Raw genomic sequence first — 20,222 nt, 5'->3', positions numbered from 1 at the left:
GTCTTGTGCCATAATAAAAGGAGGTATCGCTAACAACTTTTCATTTGTTACTGCGACACCTCCTTAGAACTTTATTCTAATGCTTCTCTTATAAACTTTTTAACTTCTGTACTATACTTAATTTTATCTTTAGGATAGGCTTCTACATGAGCTGCTCCATCAATAAGTAATAACTTATTTTTGTCTCCAATTTTACTTTTATACATATCTTCACTCATATAGCAAGGTACAAAATCGTCTCCTGTACCATGAATAAACATGGTAGGAATCTTTTTATCTTTTATATCGTCAATAGGCGAAATATCATTCATATCAAATTTACAAAGCCTTTTGCATTTACTATTGAAAAACCAATATAAAGGATATAACGGTGTTCCTTTATATTGTTTAAATTGATGTCTAAGTAGTTCCTTACCATTAGAATATGGACAATCCGCTATTATAAATTTTATCTTGTCTTCATATTTACCACCATACATAAGAACTGTAGCAGCACCCATTGACTGACCATGCAATCCAATTTCTATATCATCACCAAGTTTATCTTTCATATAGTCTATCCATCTATCTAGGTCTTCTCTTTCATAGTATCCATAAGTTGCATAAGTACCTTCACTTGCACCATGTCCTCTTACATCTACCATAAGTATGTTAAAACCTTCTTCAAAAAACATATCTAAATATTGCAATGCTATATAGTGATTAGATGTATATCCATGTACTATAATCATTAACTTTTTAGAATCCTTGAATTTTTCTATATAATATCCTTTTAACTTGAAGCCTTCTTTTGATTTTATTTCTAAAGTTTTAATATCTAATTCTTTATATTTAGATAAATCATAAGCATTTCTTTTCTTTAAAACATTAAAGACATCTTCTTTAGTCTTTCTTTCTCTCAAAATAGCTTTATAAAAAGTATAATTAGTTAATTTCCTTCCTAATAAAAATAGAATAACTGCTATTAAAACAACCAAAATAATTATTATCTTAAACATCCTTTTAATTCTTCTCCATTAATCTCTATAACTTTCTTTATTACTTCTTTCATCTCATTATCATCTTTTTCATTTTTACCGCTTTCTAATACTGTAACAGGACAAGATGAACAGCATCCTTGTAATAAAGATGTTACCTTATATTCTCCTCTCATTTCTTTAAAATCTTCAAAAGTAATATCTTTTTTGTTAACTATTAAATTTAGAGGTTTTATACCATTTGACATCATTACTATTATTCCATCTTTAGTAATTTGCTCTACTCTTGCTTTTATTATCCTCATAATACTCACCTCAATAATAGTAGCTATTTAGCATATAATTTTGATATTTCTACAATAACATCTACAGCCTTTTCCATAGAACTTATAGGTACATATTCAAATTTACCATGAAAATTTTCTCCTCCAGCAAAAATATTTGGTGTTGGAAGTCCCATAAAAGATAGTCTAGCTCCATCAGTTCCACCTCTTATAGCTTTTACCTTTGGTACAATCCCGCAATTTTCCATTGCTTCAAAAGCTTTATCCACTACATATTTAACTGGTTCTATTTTTTCTTTCATATTGTAATATTGATCTTTAATCTCTATCTCGCAAGAATTTTCTCCAAATTCCTTATTTATTTCTTCTGCCCATATCTTCATATTATTTTTTCTATTTTCAAAGCTAGCTCTATCAAAATCTCTTATTATATATGATAATTTAGTTTTTTCAACAGAACCATCTATAGATGTTAACATATAAAATCCTTCTTTGTCTGAAGTTAATTCTGGCACTTCATCCTTTGGTAACTTTTCTATAAATTTGTTAGCAAAAAACATAGAATTTATCATTTTATCTTTGGCATACCCAGGGTGAACATTTAATCCATTAAATATAACTTTAACTCCTGCAGCATTAAAATTTTCGCATTCTAGCTCTCCAATAGCACCACCATCCATAGTATATGCTACATTTGCTCCAAACTTTTCTACGTTAAATAAATCTGCTCCTCTTCCTACCTCTTCATCTGGAGTAAAACAAATAGCAATAGGTCCATGTTTTATACCTGGATTATTTATTAAAAACTCCATTGCAGTCATTATCTCTGCTACCCCAGCTTTATCATCAGCTCCTAGTAATGTAGTACCATCTGTAGTTATAAGAGTTTCTCCTATATAATTTTTTAATTCTGGTGATTTTTCAGGAGATAATACTATATTTAAATCTTTATTTAAAATAATATCTCCGCCATCATAATTTTCTACAATTTGAGGCTTAACATTTTCTCCTGAAAAATCTGGTGCTGTATCCATATGTGCAATAAATCCAATAGTTTCTACCTTTTTATCTACATTAGATGGTAAATACGCCATTACATAGCCATTTTCATCTATTGATGCATCTTTCATCCCTATAGATTTTAATTCTTCAACTAACAGTTCTCCAAATTTATATTGTGATTCTGTTGTTGGGCATGTTTCACTTCCTTCGCTTGATTTTGTATCAATTTTTACATATCTTAAAAATTTCTCAACTACTTTTGTCATCTTATATTCCTCCATTGTCATATAAACTTCTATTACTATTATTGTAATACATATATGAAAATTATCCCATGTTTTTATGAAAAGTTTATTTTTAGGTGCACGGTGCTGTCGCACAAAAATAAAAAAGTATCGCCCTAACAATTTTTATTTGTTAATGCGACACTTTATTATACTAATTCTCTACTCTTCTAAATTCTCTAACAATAAAAATACCTGTTATTATTGATGCTATAAAATCTGAAAAAGCTCCTGCAAGCCATACTCCATTTGCCCCTAAAAATCTTGGTAATATTAATGTAAATGGAATTAATAATATAACTTGTCTTAATAAACTTAAAAAAGTAGCTATTTTCACTTTACCTATAAATTGAAAATAATTACTTGTTACTATTTGAAAACCTAGTAATGGCAACATAAATAAATATATTCTAATACCTGTAACCCCTATATTTAAAAGACTTTCATCTGAATTAAAAATACTTATAACTTTCTCCGGAAAAATTTGAATTACTATTGCTCCCAAACAAACTATCATAGTAGCAGCTACAATAGCATACTTTAATGTTAATTTTGATCTTTCATACTTTTTAGCGCCATAATTATATCCTATTATTGGTTGTGCACCTTGATTGATTCCAAATATAGGCATTAAAAATATTAGTGATACTGAAGATATTACAGCCATTGCACCAATAGATAAATCATTGCCATATATTTTTAATGAGTTATTAGCTATAATTTGAACAGCACTAGCAGCTATTTGCATAGCAAACGGTGCAAAACCTATTGCAAATATTCTTTTAACAATTTTAACATCTAACTTTAAATTTTGAACTCTTAATTTTAAATTTGATGCTCCCTTTGTATAATAATAAATCATCACTGAAGTACTAATAATTTGTGCTAATACCGTAGCTAAAGCAGCACCTTTTATACCAAGGTTAAAAATGAATATAAATATATAGTCAAAAACAATATTTACAACACACCCCAATGCCATTGTAGATGCTGCCATTTTAGGATTTCCATCAGCTCTTATTGTGGCATTTAATGCAAATGAGCTTATTGAGAAAATCGTTCCTATCAATATTATATTTATATACTCTGAAGCATAATAAATAGTATTTTCACTAGCACCAAACAATATTAATATCTTATTTTTTAATAATAATCCTATAATTGTAAGAATAATTCCCATTATAACCATTAATACTGTAGCATTACCTAATATAGATTCTCCATCTTCTTTATTTCCACTTCCTAATGTCAATGATATAGTAGCTGTCGCCCCTATACCCACTAACATTGATACCCCCAAAATCATAGTCATTATAGGCATAGTTACTCCTACACCTGTTAATGCAAGTGGTCCTATATCTGGTATTTTACCTATAAAAATTCTATCCACCACATTATATAAAGCATTTACTAACATACCAATGATTGCTGGTATAGAATATTCTAAAAGTAATTTGTGTATTGGCTTTTCACCTAATATCTTTTGTCTATCCATTTATTTCTCCTTTGTTAACATTTTGCGCATCATATAATTATATATGAGATATGACAAATTTCAATTATGAATTTATTATTATACTAAAATTCAATAAGATTTTTCAATTTTTCCGCGGTAAAAAAAGGAATGAAGCACACATTTATCTTTTATGCAACATTCCTATTATTATATTATCTTGATTAATATGAGTTAGATTCTATTTTTTCTCTATGACATATTCCTAAATTTGAATTCCCCCTTGGATTCATCTTTCTACCTTCTGCTTTAGATTTCGGTCTATCTTTTAGTCTACTCTTATTATTATCCATATTCTAACCTCACTAAATCTTGAAATCTGTTGGATCATATGTTTTAGCTTTTGGTTCTCCAAAAACAGCTTTTGCACTTTCTACCCTTGGATCATGATTTACATGCTTATGAGTCTTAGTTTTATGTTTTACCATCTTATTTCCCATAAAATCACCTTCCTCAGTTATAGAATATGTTTTTTTTATATATTTATAGCTATTTTTATTTGGGATGTTCTCTATTTAATTGATATACAATATAATTCTTCAGTATAATGAAACTTTTGGCATCTTTCTAATTCTTACTTATACAATTGGCATTATAATAAACACTAGATTAACATTAAAATGATATACTTATATCAAAATTAAGCTTCACCATAGTATATTAAATCATATAAATTTTTATACTAATAATATTCTGTTTAATGAAATTCATGTAACTTATTGCATGAAAAATTTATCGAATTTTTTATCTTTTTTAATATGTCTGTGGTATAATATATTGTAAATATTTGTTTTTAATATAACTGTATTTTAATTTCATGAAAAATAGTATAGGGGATGCATCTTATGAACAAAATTAAAATTAAACCAACCATATTTAATATAGTATCATTAATATTAATTTTTATAGTATTCAATTGTATATTAATTAATATTTCAAATAAATTTCCAGAAAAAAACAACGCCCCAAAACATAATAATTCATTATTATCTGAGGGACCAAAGCCAACAACAAACACTATTATAAAAACTCCTGAAAAAACTATAGAAGAAAAACGAAAAGAAATATCTGATAAATATGGATATGAGACAAGAGATATAGAAAATGTTTTGGCAAATTATATTTATAATGTAGATGGTAAAAAAGTAGCATTTTTGACATTCGATGATGGCCCTTCTACTACAAATACACCAAAAGTTTTAGATATACTAGATGAGAAAAATGTTAAAGCTACATTTTTTGTTTTAGGCAGTGAAATTGAAAAATCTGAAGAAAGTAAAGCTATATTTAAAGAAACTTACGAAAGGGGACATGCTATAGGAAATCATAGTTATTCCCACAACTATAGCTACTTATATCCTAATAAGCAAGTTAATACCGATAATATATTAGAAGACTTCACTCACTCTGAAAATGTAATGAAATCAGTATTGGGAGATAATTTTCAATGTAATGTAGTTAGATTTCCTGGCGGACATATGTCTTGGAACGGAATGAATGCTTCTGAACAATTTTTTGTAGATCATAATATGAAATATATAGATTGGAACTCATTAACTGGTGATGCAGAAATCAAAAACGCTACTAAAGATCAACTAATGGAAAGATTTCATGATACATATAAAAATCAAGATAGATTAGTTGTGTTAATGCATGATACTTATGGAAAAGAGTCAACAGTAGAAGCATTACCAGAAATAATCGATTTTTTAAGATCTGAAGGATATGAATTTGGAATATTAATCTAAAACATTTCACATTTATGGATGGGGCTGTGGCACAAAAGAGTTAGAAATCAGAGTGCGGCAGCTTTTTCAGTAAAATAGAATTGTCAGGACACAAGTACGATGGCACAAGGCACAGTTTTAACTGTGCCTTGTGCCATAATAAAAAGAGGTATCGCGCTAACAACTTTTCATTTGTTAATGCGACACCTCCATTTTTTATTCATCCACCTAGGGTAATGTCTTGGGTTTGGTACCAATCTAATGCATCATAAAATTGCTTTTCTTGAAAGTCTGGCCAGTATTCATCTATAACATAAAAATCTGAATACACTGATTGTATCGGCAAAAATCCACTAAGGCGTCTTCTACCACCCCATATAATTATCATATCGATTCTAGATATATCATTACTTATAATATCTCTATTTAATGACTTTTCCGTTCCATCACCACAACTTAATGATTCTAAATCTTTTTTCCAACTATAGTTGATTAAGAAATTAACTTTTATGCCACCTTTACCACATCTCACTCTTTTAGTATACTTAGTTAATTCCCTTGGGAACAATTCTGATGTGGTATTTCCTACTACTAATATTTCAGCATTTTCTTTCGCTATTACATTAACAGATTTAATACATGCATCTATAAATGCTTTTTTTTGATCTTCTGGTCTCTTTGTATTGTCAGTAGTAAATCCATAAAAAGTGACTTCCTCTACACCTTCTTTTTCGCATAACTTAAATAACTTATATCCAGGATCTATTCCATAGCTATATCCTTTATCTTTAGTCATACCTTGACTTTTAGCCCATCTTCTATTGCCATCTGGAATAACCCCTATATGCCTTGGAATCCTCATTCTTATCCCTCCAGTAATATCTAAATAATATAGATATTATTTAACTATCATAAGGATTTTATTCTCTATTTTACAGATTCAAGTAACCCTTCCAAGCCATCTTCTACTTCATTTCTTGGTAAATTACCATTTTCCAAAATTTCATCATCCAATTTTAAAAGTCTGTTGTAAAAATCTAATCCTATAGAAACAACATTCTTATTATAATTTGAGTCTTCTAAAATATCATATAAAAGATCTTCACTTTTATCAAAAGCACCAATAGCTTCATAATACTTTATTAATAATAATGTAGTATCCATTGGTAAATGATAATTAGAAAGAATTTCTTCAATTTCATCCAACTTATGCATATATCTTTCTTCTCTTACTGTATCATCTTCTATCATTACTTCTGATAAAATAGTAATAGATTTAATATACGTACTTAAAGCTTCTTTTTCATTTCCCTCTTCTTTATATAAATCCCCTTGTTCTTTTATAAGCTCACCTAAAAGTAAAGCTTTTTCATTATTATTTTTATCTGCTCCTGTTACTATATCTATTAGACTTTTAGGTTGTAGCGTTTCGATAGATTTAGGATTAAGTCCAAAAAACTGCTTTAATGCTTCTTTAATGGATTCATGGGCATCTTTAAAAGCTGTTTTACCTTTTAATCCTGTTACTGTTCTAATAACATCACTTACTTGCTCTATCAATTTCTCTAAATAATCATTTTTAATCATACTTTCACCTTATTTCATATATTAATTTCTCATAATAACATATACTGTATATACTATATACACCATAATAAGTAAGAATCCTTCTTTTCTACTTATAGTTTTTTCTTCTTTCTTATTAATAAACACTAAAGCTCCAATAAATAGTGTGACAACTAATAATACAGCTAAATCTATAAATAAAGATGTAGATACTTTAATAGGATTAATTGCAGATGCTGTTCCTAAAATTAATAATAAGTTAAATGTATTAGAACCAAGTATATTTCCAAGAGCTATATCATCTTCTCCTTTTAATATAGCTACTACAGATGTAACTAATTCTGGCAGAGAAGTCCCTATAGCTACAATAGTTAGTCCTATAAGTTTATCACTGATGCCAAAAGTCGTAGCTATTTCCTTTGAAGAATTTACAACTAGTTGACCTCCTATTGTAATACCAGCCACCCCTATAATAGATAAAATAATCTTTGTAGATAATTTTATATCTTCTATTTCACTTATCTCTTCACTATTATTCCCTTTACTTTGAAATATTAATATAACCATATATATTAAGGTGCAAATAAGTAGGATTATTCCATCAAGCCTTGAGATTACCTTTCCACCTAATAAAAAACCAACTAATGTTAAAACAACTACTAATATAGTTGAAAAAATATTTACTGAAAAATCTCTTTTCGTATCTTTTTTCTTAATTACTAGCGGTACTATCATTGCAGATACCCCTAAAACTACTAAACTATTAAATAAATTAGATCCTATTACATTTCCTAATGTTATACCATTATTTCCTTGAATCGATGATATTACACTAACTGCTAATTCTGGAGCACTTGTTCCCAATGATACAAGGGTAAGCCCTACTATTACCGGTGGTATTCCTACTTTTTTAGCAATTGCTGATGATCCATCAACAAAATAATCTGCTCCTTTTATAAGTAAAACAAATCCTATTATTAAAATAATATAACTCATTATATTTTCTCCTTTGTTAATTAAATATCTTATTTTGTAATATGTTTAAATACTCCTCTACTATATGTGTGTTTAATCTATATAATACCTTATTATCATCTTTCTCAGCATTAGCGATACCTAACACTGTAAGATTTTCCATGTGATGATGTACTGTAGCAGGTGTTACCCCTATTTCTTTTGCTAATGCCTGAGCATACCAACCTTTCTTCGCAATTAGTGTTAATATTTTAAATCTAGTAGGATCTGCAATAGTTTTTAAAAACTTATCAAAATCCTCCATAAGATTTTTATTATTGAAATATTCTATATTTCTGCATCCTATAGATATACATCCATCTAAAACATTTTTATCAATATTAAACAATAGATTATATCCTAGTTGCTGAACATATGATACATGAACATTAACTTTTCTATGAAATAATGCTTTTCTGTCCATTCCTGTAATATTAATTTCAATAAAATTATCTAAATCACTTTCCAATAACTTTCTGTATCTTGCACTTTCCTCGTCACATTTTTTTACAACCATATCTTCAAATTGTTTATATCCTCTAATATAAAATTGTTCTAAAACATATCTTACCCTCATTTTCGTTTCTTCAGGATATTTATATAAAGACAATATTTTTTCCTTAAGCACTATATTTATTTCATCTATTGCCTCTATATACTCTTTCATCTTTGAAATAGAATTTTTAACTTTCCCCCATTCTTCATTAAGATCTGGAAAAAAGTTTAATAAAAATGCTCCTCCCATGTAGTCAAAGCACTTTTCTAGTGGCTCTCTATCAAATACATTAAAAAACTCATCAACAGTATTAATTTCACTATAATCAGATATGTAAGCTATAGCTATAAAATTTATTACATTTAATTCTGCAAGACTCTTTATCTCATTCTTAACAAAAAGAGATAAATCTTCATTGATCCGATTTAAAATATAAGATACATCTTTGTCCATATTAAACTGTACGCAATTAAACTTATCTATTGTATCATCTAAATTACAATAGATATGAAAAGTATTTGCAAATTCTAATACAGGCCTATTTACAATTTTAATATCTATATTGTTTTCTTCCATAAAGCACTTCCTTATATATATCTTCACTGTTTATTATATACGTGTTATAAATATTAAACAATTTAAAATACATCTATGACAATGTATTTTTTTTACTTTTATTTCTAAAATAATAAAGTTTGTATTATTTCTTTCGATTATTTTAAATGAACAACTTTTTAATCATGGGGGAATATGTATGAATAATGCGAAAAAGATAACAAAGCCTTTTTTAAATGTAGGAAATAGAATACTAGCACAAACTATATCCTTAATATTGTTTGTGTCAATATTTTCTTCTTTACTATCATTTGTTCAATCAAGAAATATTTTAATTAATTCTAATAGGGAAAATATATCTGTTCGTTCACAAGAAAGCGCAAATGTTCTTTCTAGCGAATTTGATACAAGAAAAAAGCAATTAATCTATATTTCTAAATTACCAGAAGTAACGTCAATGAACTGGGATATTCAAAAAGACTTTTTATTAACTCAAGCTAAAAAATGGAATTTCAGAAATATCTTTGTAATGAGCACAGATGGCCATGGATATTATCCTGATACAGGAAAAATAGTTGATCAATCAAAAGAAGACTTTTTTAAGAACATAGTGGAAAAAACAACTTTCATAACTGAACCTTATATAAATAAAAGTGATGATACTTATATATCTACTATCGTTGTTCCTATAAATGATTCTTCAGAAAAAATAATTGGATACCTTTGTGGTACTATAAATTTAGACTACATAAATTCTATTGTACAAAATATAAAATTAGGTGAAAGTGGTTATGCTTTTCTAATTAATAATTCTGGACAATTTGTAGCTCACAAAGACATGAACAAAGTATACAATCAACAAAATTTAATAAAAAACTCCAAGGGAAAAAAAATAGCAGATCAAGCAACTTTAGATTTGTTTGAAAATATGAAAAATAGAAAAACTAATGTTACATCAATAACATTAGGTGGTGATAAAAAATATGTAGCTTATACACCTGTTGAAGGTACACCTTGGTCAATTGCGTTAACAGTTTCAAAATCTGATTTATTAGAAAAAATAAATACTGTAGGACTTACTCAATTAATTATATTTGCTATTGCTATTATTATTGGTATATTGATATCAATATCTATTAAGAGATTTATAAAAAATAACTTAGATAATGTTATAAATTACTCCAATGAATTATCATCATACAACTTATCCTATAGAGGTGATGTAAAAGTTAATGATGAATTCGGGCAAGTAATTACAGAGTTAAATAATAGTGTAGACTCCTTAAGTTCTACTATGTCAGAAGTTAAAACTAGTGGAGATATGATATTTAATAGTAGTGAAGAAATAGATTCTATGCTTATTGAAATTTCTTCGTCTCTTGAAGAAGTAACAGCAGCAGTAGAACAAATTTCTGCAAATATGGAAGAATCAACAGCTGAGGTTTTAGAAGTTAATTCTATGTCTCAATCTGTAAATGATATAACTAAAAACTCTGTTAATATCGCTAATGATAGTATATCTGTAGCAGATAAAATAGAAAATGATGCTGAAATACTTCATAATGAAACTATTGAATCTAAAAATAATATTGAAAAAATCTATAATGAATGTAGCGTAAAATTAAAAGAGTCACTAAAAAAAGTTGCTGTTGTTGAAAATATATCAACTATTTCTAACAGTATATTAGCTATATCAGATCAAACTAATTTACTTGCAATTAATGCATCAATTGAAGCCGCTAGAGCTGGAGAACATGGAAAAGGATTTGCAGTAGTTGCTGATGAAGTAAGAAATCTAGCTGAACAGTCTGCCTCTGAAGTAACTAATATTCAAAAGAATGTTTCTGACGTATTAGTTGCAGTTAATGAATTATCTCTAGCATCTTCTGAATTATTATCTATATTAGAAGATGATATATTAAAATATTATAATAATCTTATAAATGTAACAGTTTCCTATAAAGATGCTGGTACTACTGTTAAGAAAATGGCAAATAAATTCTCTGATATATCTAATGAAATTTCTGGTTCCATGAATCAAATTTCAAATAGCATGAGTAGTTTATCTAATTCTGTATCTAGTGTATCTAATTCAGCAACTACAATAGCTGAAAATATGACTAACGTAAGTATGCAAACTTCATCTATATTAGATAAAGCCGATAATAATAAGTCTATAGCAGTAGAATTATTAAACTTAATTAATAAATTTAAACTATAAAATATATAAAAAAGTGCACCATAAAAGAATTTCTTTTGTGGTGCACTTTTTTATAAATAATATTTATTAAAAGAAAATTATTATAACTGGATTTTTTTTACTGTTTAATGTTCTATTTTCTTCCGATAATTTATATATATATATATATGTTTTATTTGAAAATCTACATAATTAAATGAAATAAGATAAACAACTTCTAACATAAGTTTCTTATCAATGTAGATTGTTTTTTAGAACTTATATATTTACAAAATTAATAAATCGATAATAAACAACGGAGGAATAAATTATGGAAAAAACAAATGATAAACGATCATTTCAATTAAGCTTCGGCACTAAAATTATGCTACAAATAATATCTTTAATTGTAGTTATTTCACTATTTTCTTCATATATTTCTTTTATAGGTTCTAAAAAATCTATATTAAGTTCTACAAACGATTTATTACTTACTAAGTCTAATGACGCTAGTAAGTCCGTATCTAATGCTCTTGAAGTTAGAAGAGAAAATTTAGAATCTTTTGCAAAATTAGATATCATAAAATCTATGGATTGGGAGCTTCAACGTCCTTATCTACTTCAATTAGTATCACTTTCTAATTTTGATAATTTGTTTATATTAGATAAAAACGGTATAGGATATTATCCTGATACAAATGACATTAAAGATCAATCTGATGAGCCTTTCTTTAAAGAAATGGTTGAAAAATCAAGTTTTATAACAGAACCTTTTATAAAAGAAATTGAGAGACAATCTATAACTACTATAGTAACTCCAATAAAAGATGCTAATAAAAAAATAGTAGGATACTTATGCGGTTCTGTAAATCTTAAAGATATAAATGCTACTATACAAGATATAAATCTTGGTAAAACAGGCTATGGTTTTATGATAAATAAGTCTGGTCAATATGTAGCTCATAAAGATATGGATTTAGTTTTTGCCCAAAGAAATATCCTAAAAGATGAAAATGGTAAAGATCTTAATGATGAAAATATAACTGACCTTTTCGATACTATTACTAGTGGTCATACTGGTACTTCAACAGTTAAGCTTGATGGCAAAAAACTATTAATTTCTTATACTCCTGTAGAATCTACTTCATGGACTGTAGCCATTATTGTTCCTGAAAAAGAAATGACTTCAAGTATAAATGCCATCAAAACTCAACAAATCATGATATTTTTTATGGCTTTAATTATAGGATTTATTGTAGCATATTTTATTAAAAGAATACTCAATAAGAACTTAATAGATATAAAAAGATATTCTACAGAACTTTCTTCTTACAATTTATCGTATAGAGGTTATGTACACACTAATGATGAGTTTGGTGAAGTTATAACAGCTCTAAATACTGGGGTAGAATCTTTAAATGATACCATGATAGAAGTTCAACATAGTAGTAACGATATACTAGATAGCAGTAACACTATTGATTCAATGCTTGTTTCAATATCAACATCACTAGAAGAAGTTACTGCTAATGTAGAACAAATATCTTCAAATATGGAAGAATCTATGACAGAATTGTTGGAAGTGTCAACAATGTCTCAAGCTGTTAATGATATAACTAAACATTCTGTAGATATAGCTAACTCTAGCATAGAAACTGCTACAAAAATAGAACATTATGCTCAGTTACTTCATGAAGAAAGTCTTCAATCTAAGCGTACTGTAGAAGAAATTTTTGAATCTTCTAGCAAAAAACTAAAAGACTCTCTAGAAAAGGTATCTGTGGTAGAAAATATATCAACTATTTCTAACAGCATTTTAGCTATATCAGATCAAACTAATTTACTAGCAATTAATGCTTCTATTGAAGCAGCTAGAGCTGGTGAACATGGAAAAGGATTTGCAGTAGTTGCTGATGAAGTTAGACATCTTGCTGAACAATCTACTAATGAAGTAGCAAATATACAAAAAAATGTTTCTGATGTACTATCTGCAGTACAAGATTTATCAATAGCTTCTTCAGAACTATTAAAGCTACTAGAAAGTTACATATTAACAGATTACTCAAAACTTATAAATATTACTGTATCTTATAAAGATGCCGGAAATACCGTAAAAGAAATGGCTTCTAAATTTTCAGATATTTCTTCTGAAATCTCTGAATCTATGGAGCAAATATCAACAAGCATGAATAGTATATCTTCTTCAGTATCTACTGTTACTGATTCTTCTACTGTTATTGCTGAAAATATGAAAAATATTACTACGCAAAACTCTGCTATTTTAGATGCAGCAGAACATAATAAATCTACTTCCACAAAACTTACTAACTTAATTAATAAGTTTAAATTGTAAAACAAAGAGTTGTCACTACCTATTTTTATGTGACAACTCTTTTTCTAATATTTACTTAATATGACTTTTTCTAATTTTCTTTAAAGCTTTCTTTGATCCTCTTTCAATATCTTTATTCATCTTTCTAATTTTAAAGTCTACAAATAATTGATCCATATCATAATCTTCAGGATATAAGTCTTCCCTCTTTATTTCTAACTTTACTCTTTTATAATTTACCTCTAAAAATTCTTTTTTATATAAAACAGTTATATTATTAAATCTATCCATTTCTTTATATACTATAGCTGATTCACCTTTATCCAATAAAAATACCTTATCACCTACATTATAATGATTAATACTTTCCTCTTTAACCTTCTCCACCATAATCTTCTTTTTACTTTCTTTTAGCAAGTTATAATTATATTTCTTATTTTCAATATAACCTTTTGTTTTTTCAATTATAAAATCTGGTATTCCCATCTTTTTAGATATATAAAGAGCATTACTATCCCCTGACCTTCCAATACTTAACTTATATAGCGGTTCTAATGTCTCTTTTTCAAATTCCATAGCAGCATTTTCAAAATCCGGATGTTCTCTTGAAAAATTCTTTATCTCACCATAATGAGTAGATGCTATAGTAATTGCACCTTTATAATAAAATTCTTCTAACATAGCAATAGCTAATGCTGCTCCCTCATTTGGTTCTGTACCACTTCCTATCTCATCAAATAGCAACAATGTAGAATTATTAGTTCTTTTTAAAATATTAGCTAAATTTTTTACATGGGATGAAAAAGTACTTAAAGAATTTTCAATACTTTGATTATCTCCTATATCAACAAAGATATTTTCAAAAATACTTATTTCTGTCCCCTCCTCTGCAGCAATATGGAATCCTGATTCCGTAGCTAATGTTAGTATCCCTATAGTTTTTAATACGACAGTTTTACCCCCAGCATTAGGTCCTGTTATTATTAATGTTCTATAATCTTTTCCTATTTCATAATCCAATGGCACTGGATTTTCTATAAGTGGATACCTTCCTTTATTAATTTTAGTGTAACCACAGTCATTAACTTTTGGCATAATTCCATTTATAGCTTTACTATACTTTGCTTTAGCAAAAATCATATCATACTCTGCTATAACTTCTACATTAATTTTTATTTCTTTTAAATAATTATATATTTCTTCTGTAAGTATTGATAAAATCCTATATTCTTCAATACTTTCTTCCGCTTTCAATATAGTTAATTCTGAAGTATATTTTGATATTGCTTCTGGTTCTATAAAAACAGTGCCTCCCTTAGCTGAAGTATCTACTAAAATACCTTTAACATAATTTTTATATTGTGCTTTTATTGGAATAGTATATTTATCATTTCTTTTACTTATGAAGAACTCTTGTATATATTCCTTATTATTAGGATTTCTTAAAAACTTATTTAACCTCTCATCAATTCTTCCTTCACAAATATCTATCTGTTTTCTTATCTTTTTTAATTCCTTAGATGCATTTGTATCTATACCACTTCCCTTTATAGCATTATTAATATTTTCTTCAATGTCACATAGCTCTGATATATTTTCACCATAAACACTTAATGTAGGAGCATATCCTTCTTTATTCTTCATAAAACCTTTAATCTTTCTACATCCTCTTAGAAAATCTGATATACTAATTAACTCCGACGGATCTAAAACTCCATTTTTATCTATCTTATCAATAAGAACAGTGACATTTGATATTCCCTCTAATGGTATATGATAATCTGCATCTAAAAGACATCTTCCTTCTGTTGTTTCGTTTAATCTTCGCTTTACTTCTTTTATACTACTACTTGGTTGTAATTTATCAATTAGATTTCTACCTAAACTACTAGAACAATAACTTTTAACCATTTCTTTCAATTTGTTATAATTTAATTTTTCCATTGTATCATTATTCATCTCTATCTCTCTCCTTTATAATGATACAAGCCCTCACTACAAAAAATATAAAAAGCTGCAGACAATTCCACAGCTAAAATTCAAACTCTAATAAAAGGTAGTATTAAAACTCCCCTAGGCTCTTGTGGACTTGTATCTTAAATAGTTATAATTAACTCCATCACAATAAAAGGTACATAATACCCCATTTTTTTGAAGCTAATATTAAATTTCTATTTTAGATACTAAACACTCACAAAGACACCTCATCTTCTATTTTATTATTATATTTTTATATTACTCTATTACTATATTCTCGTCAATAAATAATTGACTCAATTATTACAACTGACAATAACTTATTAACTCTACATTACTTTTCTTAATATACTGTTTAATTTTAGAATCTAGATATACCTCTAGTTCCTTTTCTCTATTATATGTAAGGGAAGATATCTTTTTAAGCTCCTCATCAACATATCCTGGATGAGCTAATATTTCTACATCAATATCCTCTTCCTTGCATTTGTCCACATTCTCTATAATATATTCTTTTGTAACTGCTTTTCCTGATTGAAATAATAATATATCTGTGGTATTTATGATGTTTTTTCTAGCTATATCAAATAATTTTTCTTCATTATTAGATAAACTAAAATCTCTTCTTATTGGTACATTATATTCCTTAGCTAGTTTAACAACTATTTCAAATATCTTTTCATCCATTATAGAAAAAATATGATGTGTATCCAAATGATTTAACTTTAGCCCAGTAGATAAAAACTTTTCTATTTGTGCCCTAAGTTCATCTTCTATTTCAATATAGTCATATGGTGCAGGAATTAACAATGGCTTTCTATAAAAAAATCCATCTTTATCAACTATATTTTTTAATTCCTTTAATACAGGTCTTAAAAATGTAATTGTTAAGTGAACTCCCATTGATAATATTCCTTCTTCTTTAGCTAAATTAGCTGCATCAATAAAATAATCTGAATTTGCTAAAGCAGAAGTATCTGTAATTATTCCTTCCTTTATTCCTTTAATTATCCCTTTTGTAACGCCTTTAGTTAATCCAAAATCATCACCATTAATTATTAATCTCATTTCCTCACCGCCCCTATACTTTATTTAAATAACCAATAAACTTTTGTTTTTGAAATCTCCATTCCTAAGCTTTTTTGTAACTTCATTGATATCTCGTTTTTTTCTTTAACCTGACAATATGGATATCTTCCCTTTGATATTGCTCTGTTTATAGCATACCTTTCTAATTCACTGCCTATACATTTTCCCCTAAACTCTGGCATAACTTCTAACATTCCTATAGATCCTTCTTCATGAGTACCTATAAATCCCGCCAATCTATTTCCTAAAAATGCACCATACAACTCTTTATCTTTTACTCGTTCTTCTATATATCCACTATTACATAAACTTAATTCAGAGTAATTATTCTTTACTACTTCTACAAATTCCTCTTTTAACACTTTTATTTTAACTTCAAAATTACGTCGTTCTATATATTTTTCATGTAAATAAGCTGCATTATAGCAAATCATTTCTTCTGAAAAATTAATTTTATCTTTTAACAACTTATATTCAAATTCATTATGTAAAACAATAGTATCCACATCTGATATCTTATCGATAATAGATTTTATAAACCCTTCTGATAATGTGGAAATCATATATATGTTAGATATTTTATCTTGTAGTAAAACCCCACTTTCTTCAGCTACAATAATATCTGCTGATCCTCTCCTTATACACTGTAACATGTCTACATTTAGTATTATATCCTTCTTTAATAATCTTTCAGCAATTTCTCTTTTATTCATAGTTACTATAGTTCCTCCCCCAATTTAATTAATTATAATAAATAATATACCATAAGTTTATCTCTTCAAACTTATGGTATATTACTTATTTTTATTAAAACAATAAAAGCTATCACAAATCACTTTCTCTAGGATTTGTAATAGCTCTTATGCAGCTACTATATAGTTTTTTCTCTAGATTTCATATAAGCAAAATCACCATTACTTAAATGGATAATCTCATCTGATTGTCTTGCTAATTCATTTGAATGAGTTACTACTATAACACATTTATTTTCTTCATGCGCTAAAGTTTTAAATATTTCTATTATGTCATCAGCAGTTTCTTTATCTAAATTTCCTGTAGGTTCATCTCCTATTATTAAGTCAACATCACTAATAATAGCTCTTGCTATAGCTACTCTTTGTTGCTGACCTCCTGATAACTTAGTAACAGGTCTAAATATATCCTCTTTACTTAATCCTAATTTTTCTAATATCTCTATTGCTTTTTCTTTTTTATTAGCTATTTTCTTTTTACTTATATCCATAGCTGTAGTAACATTTTGAACAGCATTCATATAATTTATTAAATTATATGATTGAAATATTATTGCAATTTTATCTCTTCTATATTTAGTTAATCCTATAGAATTAATATTTTCACCTTCATAACATATCTCTCCACTTTTGGAAACATCTAATCCAGCAGCTAAAGATATAACTGTAGTTTTTCCAGATCCAGAAGGGCCTAATATACTATAGAATGTACCTTTGTTAAAGATAACATTACTAGATTTTAATATTTCTTTTGTTCTATCACCATCTTTATATGAATAACATACATCTTTAAATTCTAATATCTTCTCCATATAATCCCCTCCTAATCTCTACTTGTTAGTATGTCTTTTGGCTTATATCTCATTATTGAAACAGAAGTTAATGCTGTTGATAAAAATATAATTACTACTCCAAGTCCAGCTAGTTTTGCTAAGTCATTTCCTGTAACTTTAACATCTATTGTATCAATTGTTTCTACCTTGCTATTACTTTGTCCATCTGGACCACCTTTTCCGCTAAATTGTTGTCCACCTGGACCTCCTTGACCACCTGGACCATTACTTGGTACAGTTTTACCAGTTTCTGTAACATTTGCTTCATTTGCTAATAAACTATCTGCCATCTTCTGTGCTATTACATTTCCTGAAAAAATTGATATTCCAAATGCTACTACCCCTATTATTAATAGTTCTGAGAAAAATTGTAGTAATAATTTAAATTTACTTTCTCCTAAAGATAATAATACACCAATTTCATAAGTTCTTTCTTTTGTAAATAACACTACTACTAAAGTTAAAACTACAATTCCTGCTACCGCTACAATTATTACTACCTTATCTGATACTGATGCCACATTTTCAATAGGTTGAATCATTTGTTGATATTCATCATCATTAGCATCTAGCTTATATGTATCTTCATCAACACCTTTTTTTAATGCCTCTGCCTTAAAAGCATCTATATTTTCTGGATCATTTAAATAATAAATTGCGCTATCTATTGCGTCATCACCTTCACTATTATCACCTTTCATTGTTTGTGCTGCTTTATATGAACAATATATCTTATTATATGGACTCATCGCATTCATCATTTGTCTACCTGGTTGTGAACTACTACTAGTATCTGAAGTATTATAAATACCTACAACTTCAAATTCTGTAGTAACAGTTTCATCTGATGAAACTAATTTAACTTTACTTCCTACTGAAAGATTATTATCATAAGCTAATTCTTCTTCTACTAATATATAATTACTATCTATATCATCATCACTAAGAGCTCTTCCATCTGTAATTTCACTATTTCCATTATAAAAATCTTCATCTGAATCTGAATTTAGAACTCCCTTTAATGTAAAATCTGCTGATATCATATTCTTACTATTTCCCTCATCCTTCATACCTCCTGGCATGTCTGATGGTGCATTATCATCACTATCTGAACTATCATCAGTAGTTGTCTCTTCTACTGGATTTATACCATCACTATTTACCACAGTAGAATTAACAAAGTTATATCCTTGTACATATTTTGATGTTGCTATACTTTTAGCTGTTTCTAAAGAAACCGGTTCAGATTTAGGCATTGTTCTTTTACTCTTATCATTACTATATGAAGATGATGAAGTTTCTTCTCTAGATGCATTCATTGCTTTTTGCATGTCATATTCATATGTAACCGTTGCACCTAATTTCTGTCTTGCTAACTTAGCGGATTCCTTAGATGCACTCTTCATTGAAAATCCTGAAAGAACTAAATTTGTAATTACAAATAAAATTACAAATAAAATTATATTTCTACTTTTTCTTTTTATTATGCTTGTAAAGCCTCTTTTTAAAAAACTCATCGTATCACTCCTCGTATAATTAATTTTGTAGTGAATTTAATATGTATTTCCAGTAATAAAATTCACTACAATATGCTAAAGATTACTGGAAATTATATAGACTGTATAGAATTACTCCTAAATGT

General features: G+C 27.7%; 18 protein-coding genes. 3 read left to right on the top strand and 15 right to left on the bottom strand.

What is annotated here, in order from left to right:
• Window positions 1–71: 71 nt before the first annotated feature.
• The 6 genes from KQI30_RS11890 to KQI30_RS17180 form a co-directional block, all read right to left on the bottom strand.
• Entirely contained in the window at window positions 72–998 is a 927-nt protein-coding gene (locus KQI30_RS11890; protein ID WP_216463574.1) for an alpha/beta hydrolase, read from the bottom strand.
• The gene (locus KQI30_RS11885) at window positions 986–1,282 is read right to left on the bottom strand and encodes a hypothetical protein (protein ID WP_216463573.1); all 297 of its coding nucleotides are present in this window, start codon (window positions 1,280–1,282) and stop codon (window positions 986–988) included. Before KQI30_RS11885 ends, KQI30_RS11890 begins: the two co-directional genes overlap by 13 nt.
• A gap of 23 nt (window positions 1,283–1,305) precedes the next feature.
• Window positions 1,306–2,544 (bottom strand): peptidase T, encoded by a 1,239-nt coding sequence (gene pepT, locus KQI30_RS11880; protein ID WP_301281823.1) that lies wholly within the window; start codon window positions 2,542–2,544, stop codon window positions 1,306–1,308.
• Window positions 2,545–2,701: 157 nt separating this feature from the next.
• A complete protein-coding gene (locus tag KQI30_RS11875; RefSeq protein WP_216463571.1) occupies window positions 2,702–4,042 on the bottom strand; it encodes an MATE family efflux transporter in 1,341 nt (446 codons plus the stop codon).
• Between the two features lie 182 nt (window positions 4,043–4,224).
• Window positions 4,225–4,353: a hypothetical protein gene (locus KQI30_RS17370; protein ID WP_301281822.1), complete on the bottom strand. Its 129-nt coding sequence runs from the start codon at window positions 4,351–4,353 to the stop codon at window positions 4,225–4,227.
• A gap of 12 nt (window positions 4,354–4,365) precedes the next feature.
• Window positions 4,366–4,500: a CPC_1213 family protein gene (locus KQI30_RS17180; RefSeq protein WP_253287493.1), complete on the bottom strand. Its 135-nt coding sequence runs from the start codon at window positions 4,498–4,500 to the stop codon at window positions 4,366–4,368.
• Window positions 4,501–4,905: 405 nt separating this feature from the next.
• On the opposite strand from KQI30_RS17180, the gene KQI30_RS11870 reads away from it, so the two are divergent.
• Window positions 4,906–5,808 (top strand): polysaccharide deacetylase family protein, encoded by a 903-nt coding sequence (locus KQI30_RS11870; protein WP_216463570.1) that lies wholly within the window; start codon window positions 4,906–4,908, stop codon window positions 5,806–5,808.
• Window positions 5,809–6,007: 199 nt separating this feature from the next.
• Here KQI30_RS11870 and KQI30_RS11865 read toward each other — a convergent pair whose 3' ends face one another.
• The 4 genes from KQI30_RS11865 to KQI30_RS11850 all read right to left on the bottom strand — a co-directional run bounded on the left by KQI30_RS11865 (window position 6,008) and on the right by KQI30_RS11850 (window position 9,439).
• Window positions 6,008–6,649: an undecaprenyl diphosphate synthase family protein gene (locus tag KQI30_RS11865; protein WP_216463569.1), complete on the bottom strand. Its 642-nt coding sequence runs from the start codon at window positions 6,647–6,649 to the stop codon at window positions 6,008–6,010.
• A gap of 65 nt (window positions 6,650–6,714) precedes the next feature.
• A complete protein-coding gene (locus KQI30_RS11860) occupies window positions 6,715–7,374 on the bottom strand; it encodes a DUF6483 family protein (protein WP_216463568.1) in 660 nt (219 codons plus the stop codon).
• Between the two features lie 21 nt (window positions 7,375–7,395).
• Window positions 7,396–8,349 (bottom strand): calcium/sodium antiporter, encoded by a 954-nt coding sequence (locus KQI30_RS11855; RefSeq protein WP_216463567.1) that lies wholly within the window; start codon window positions 8,347–8,349, stop codon window positions 7,396–7,398.
• A gap of 16 nt (window positions 8,350–8,365) precedes the next feature.
• Window positions 8,366–9,439: an ArsR/SmtB family transcription factor gene (locus KQI30_RS11850; RefSeq protein WP_216463566.1), complete on the bottom strand. Its 1,074-nt coding sequence runs from the start codon at window positions 9,437–9,439 to the stop codon at window positions 8,366–8,368.
• Window positions 9,440–9,617: 178 nt separating this feature from the next.
• On the opposite strand from KQI30_RS11850, the gene KQI30_RS11845 reads away from it, so the two are divergent.
• Complete coding sequence (locus KQI30_RS11845; protein ID WP_216463565.1) at window positions 9,618–11,639, top strand: methyl-accepting chemotaxis protein; 2,022 nt, start codon at window positions 9,618–9,620, stop codon at window positions 11,637–11,639.
• 289 nt (window positions 11,640–11,928) lie between these two features.
• Window positions 11,929–13,950 carry a methyl-accepting chemotaxis protein gene (locus KQI30_RS11840; protein WP_216463564.1) on the top strand — a complete coding sequence of 674 codons (2,022 nt, stop codon included), beginning with the start codon at window positions 11,929–11,931 and terminating at the stop codon, window positions 13,948–13,950.
• Between the two features lie 51 nt (window positions 13,951–14,001).
• On the opposite strand, the gene KQI30_RS11835 is transcribed toward KQI30_RS11840, so the two are convergent.
• The 5 genes from KQI30_RS11835 to KQI30_RS11815 all read right to left on the bottom strand — a co-directional run bounded on the left by KQI30_RS11835 (window position 14,002) and on the right by KQI30_RS11815 (window position 20,097).
• Window positions 14,002–15,888, bottom strand: coding sequence for an endonuclease MutS2 (locus KQI30_RS11835; protein ID WP_216463563.1), 1,887 nt, complete (start codon window positions 15,886–15,888; stop codon window positions 14,002–14,004).
• A 321-nt stretch (window positions 15,889–16,209) separates the two neighbouring features.
• The gene (locus tag KQI30_RS11830; protein WP_216463562.1) at window positions 16,210–16,974 is read right to left on the bottom strand and encodes a ChbG/HpnK family deacetylase; all 765 of its coding nucleotides are present in this window, start codon (window positions 16,972–16,974) and stop codon (window positions 16,210–16,212) included.
• Window positions 16,975–16,994: 20 nt separating this feature from the next.
• On the bottom strand, window positions 16,995–17,708 hold the full coding sequence (locus tag KQI30_RS11825) for a GNAT family N-acetyltransferase (RefSeq protein WP_216463560.1): 714 nt from the start codon (window positions 17,706–17,708) through the stop codon (window positions 16,995–16,997).
• 158 nt (window positions 17,709–17,866) lie between these two features.
• On the bottom strand, window positions 17,867–18,559 hold the full coding sequence (locus KQI30_RS11820) for an ABC transporter ATP-binding protein (protein WP_216463559.1): 693 nt from the start codon (window positions 18,557–18,559) through the stop codon (window positions 17,867–17,869).
• Between the two features lie 11 nt (window positions 18,560–18,570).
• Entirely contained in the window at window positions 18,571–20,097 is a 1,527-nt protein-coding gene (locus KQI30_RS11815) for an ABC transporter permease (RefSeq protein WP_216463558.1), read from the bottom strand.
• Between the last annotated feature and the right edge of the window lie 125 nt (window positions 20,098–20,222).

It is taken from the genome of Clostridium bornimense, assembly GCF_018917145.1.
Lineage (GTDB): Bacteria > Bacillota > Clostridia > Clostridiales > Clostridiaceae > Clostridium_AN > Clostridium_AN bornimense_A.
Note: the sequence above shows the minus strand (reverse complement) of the source record. Positions and strands in the feature narration are given on the sequence as shown.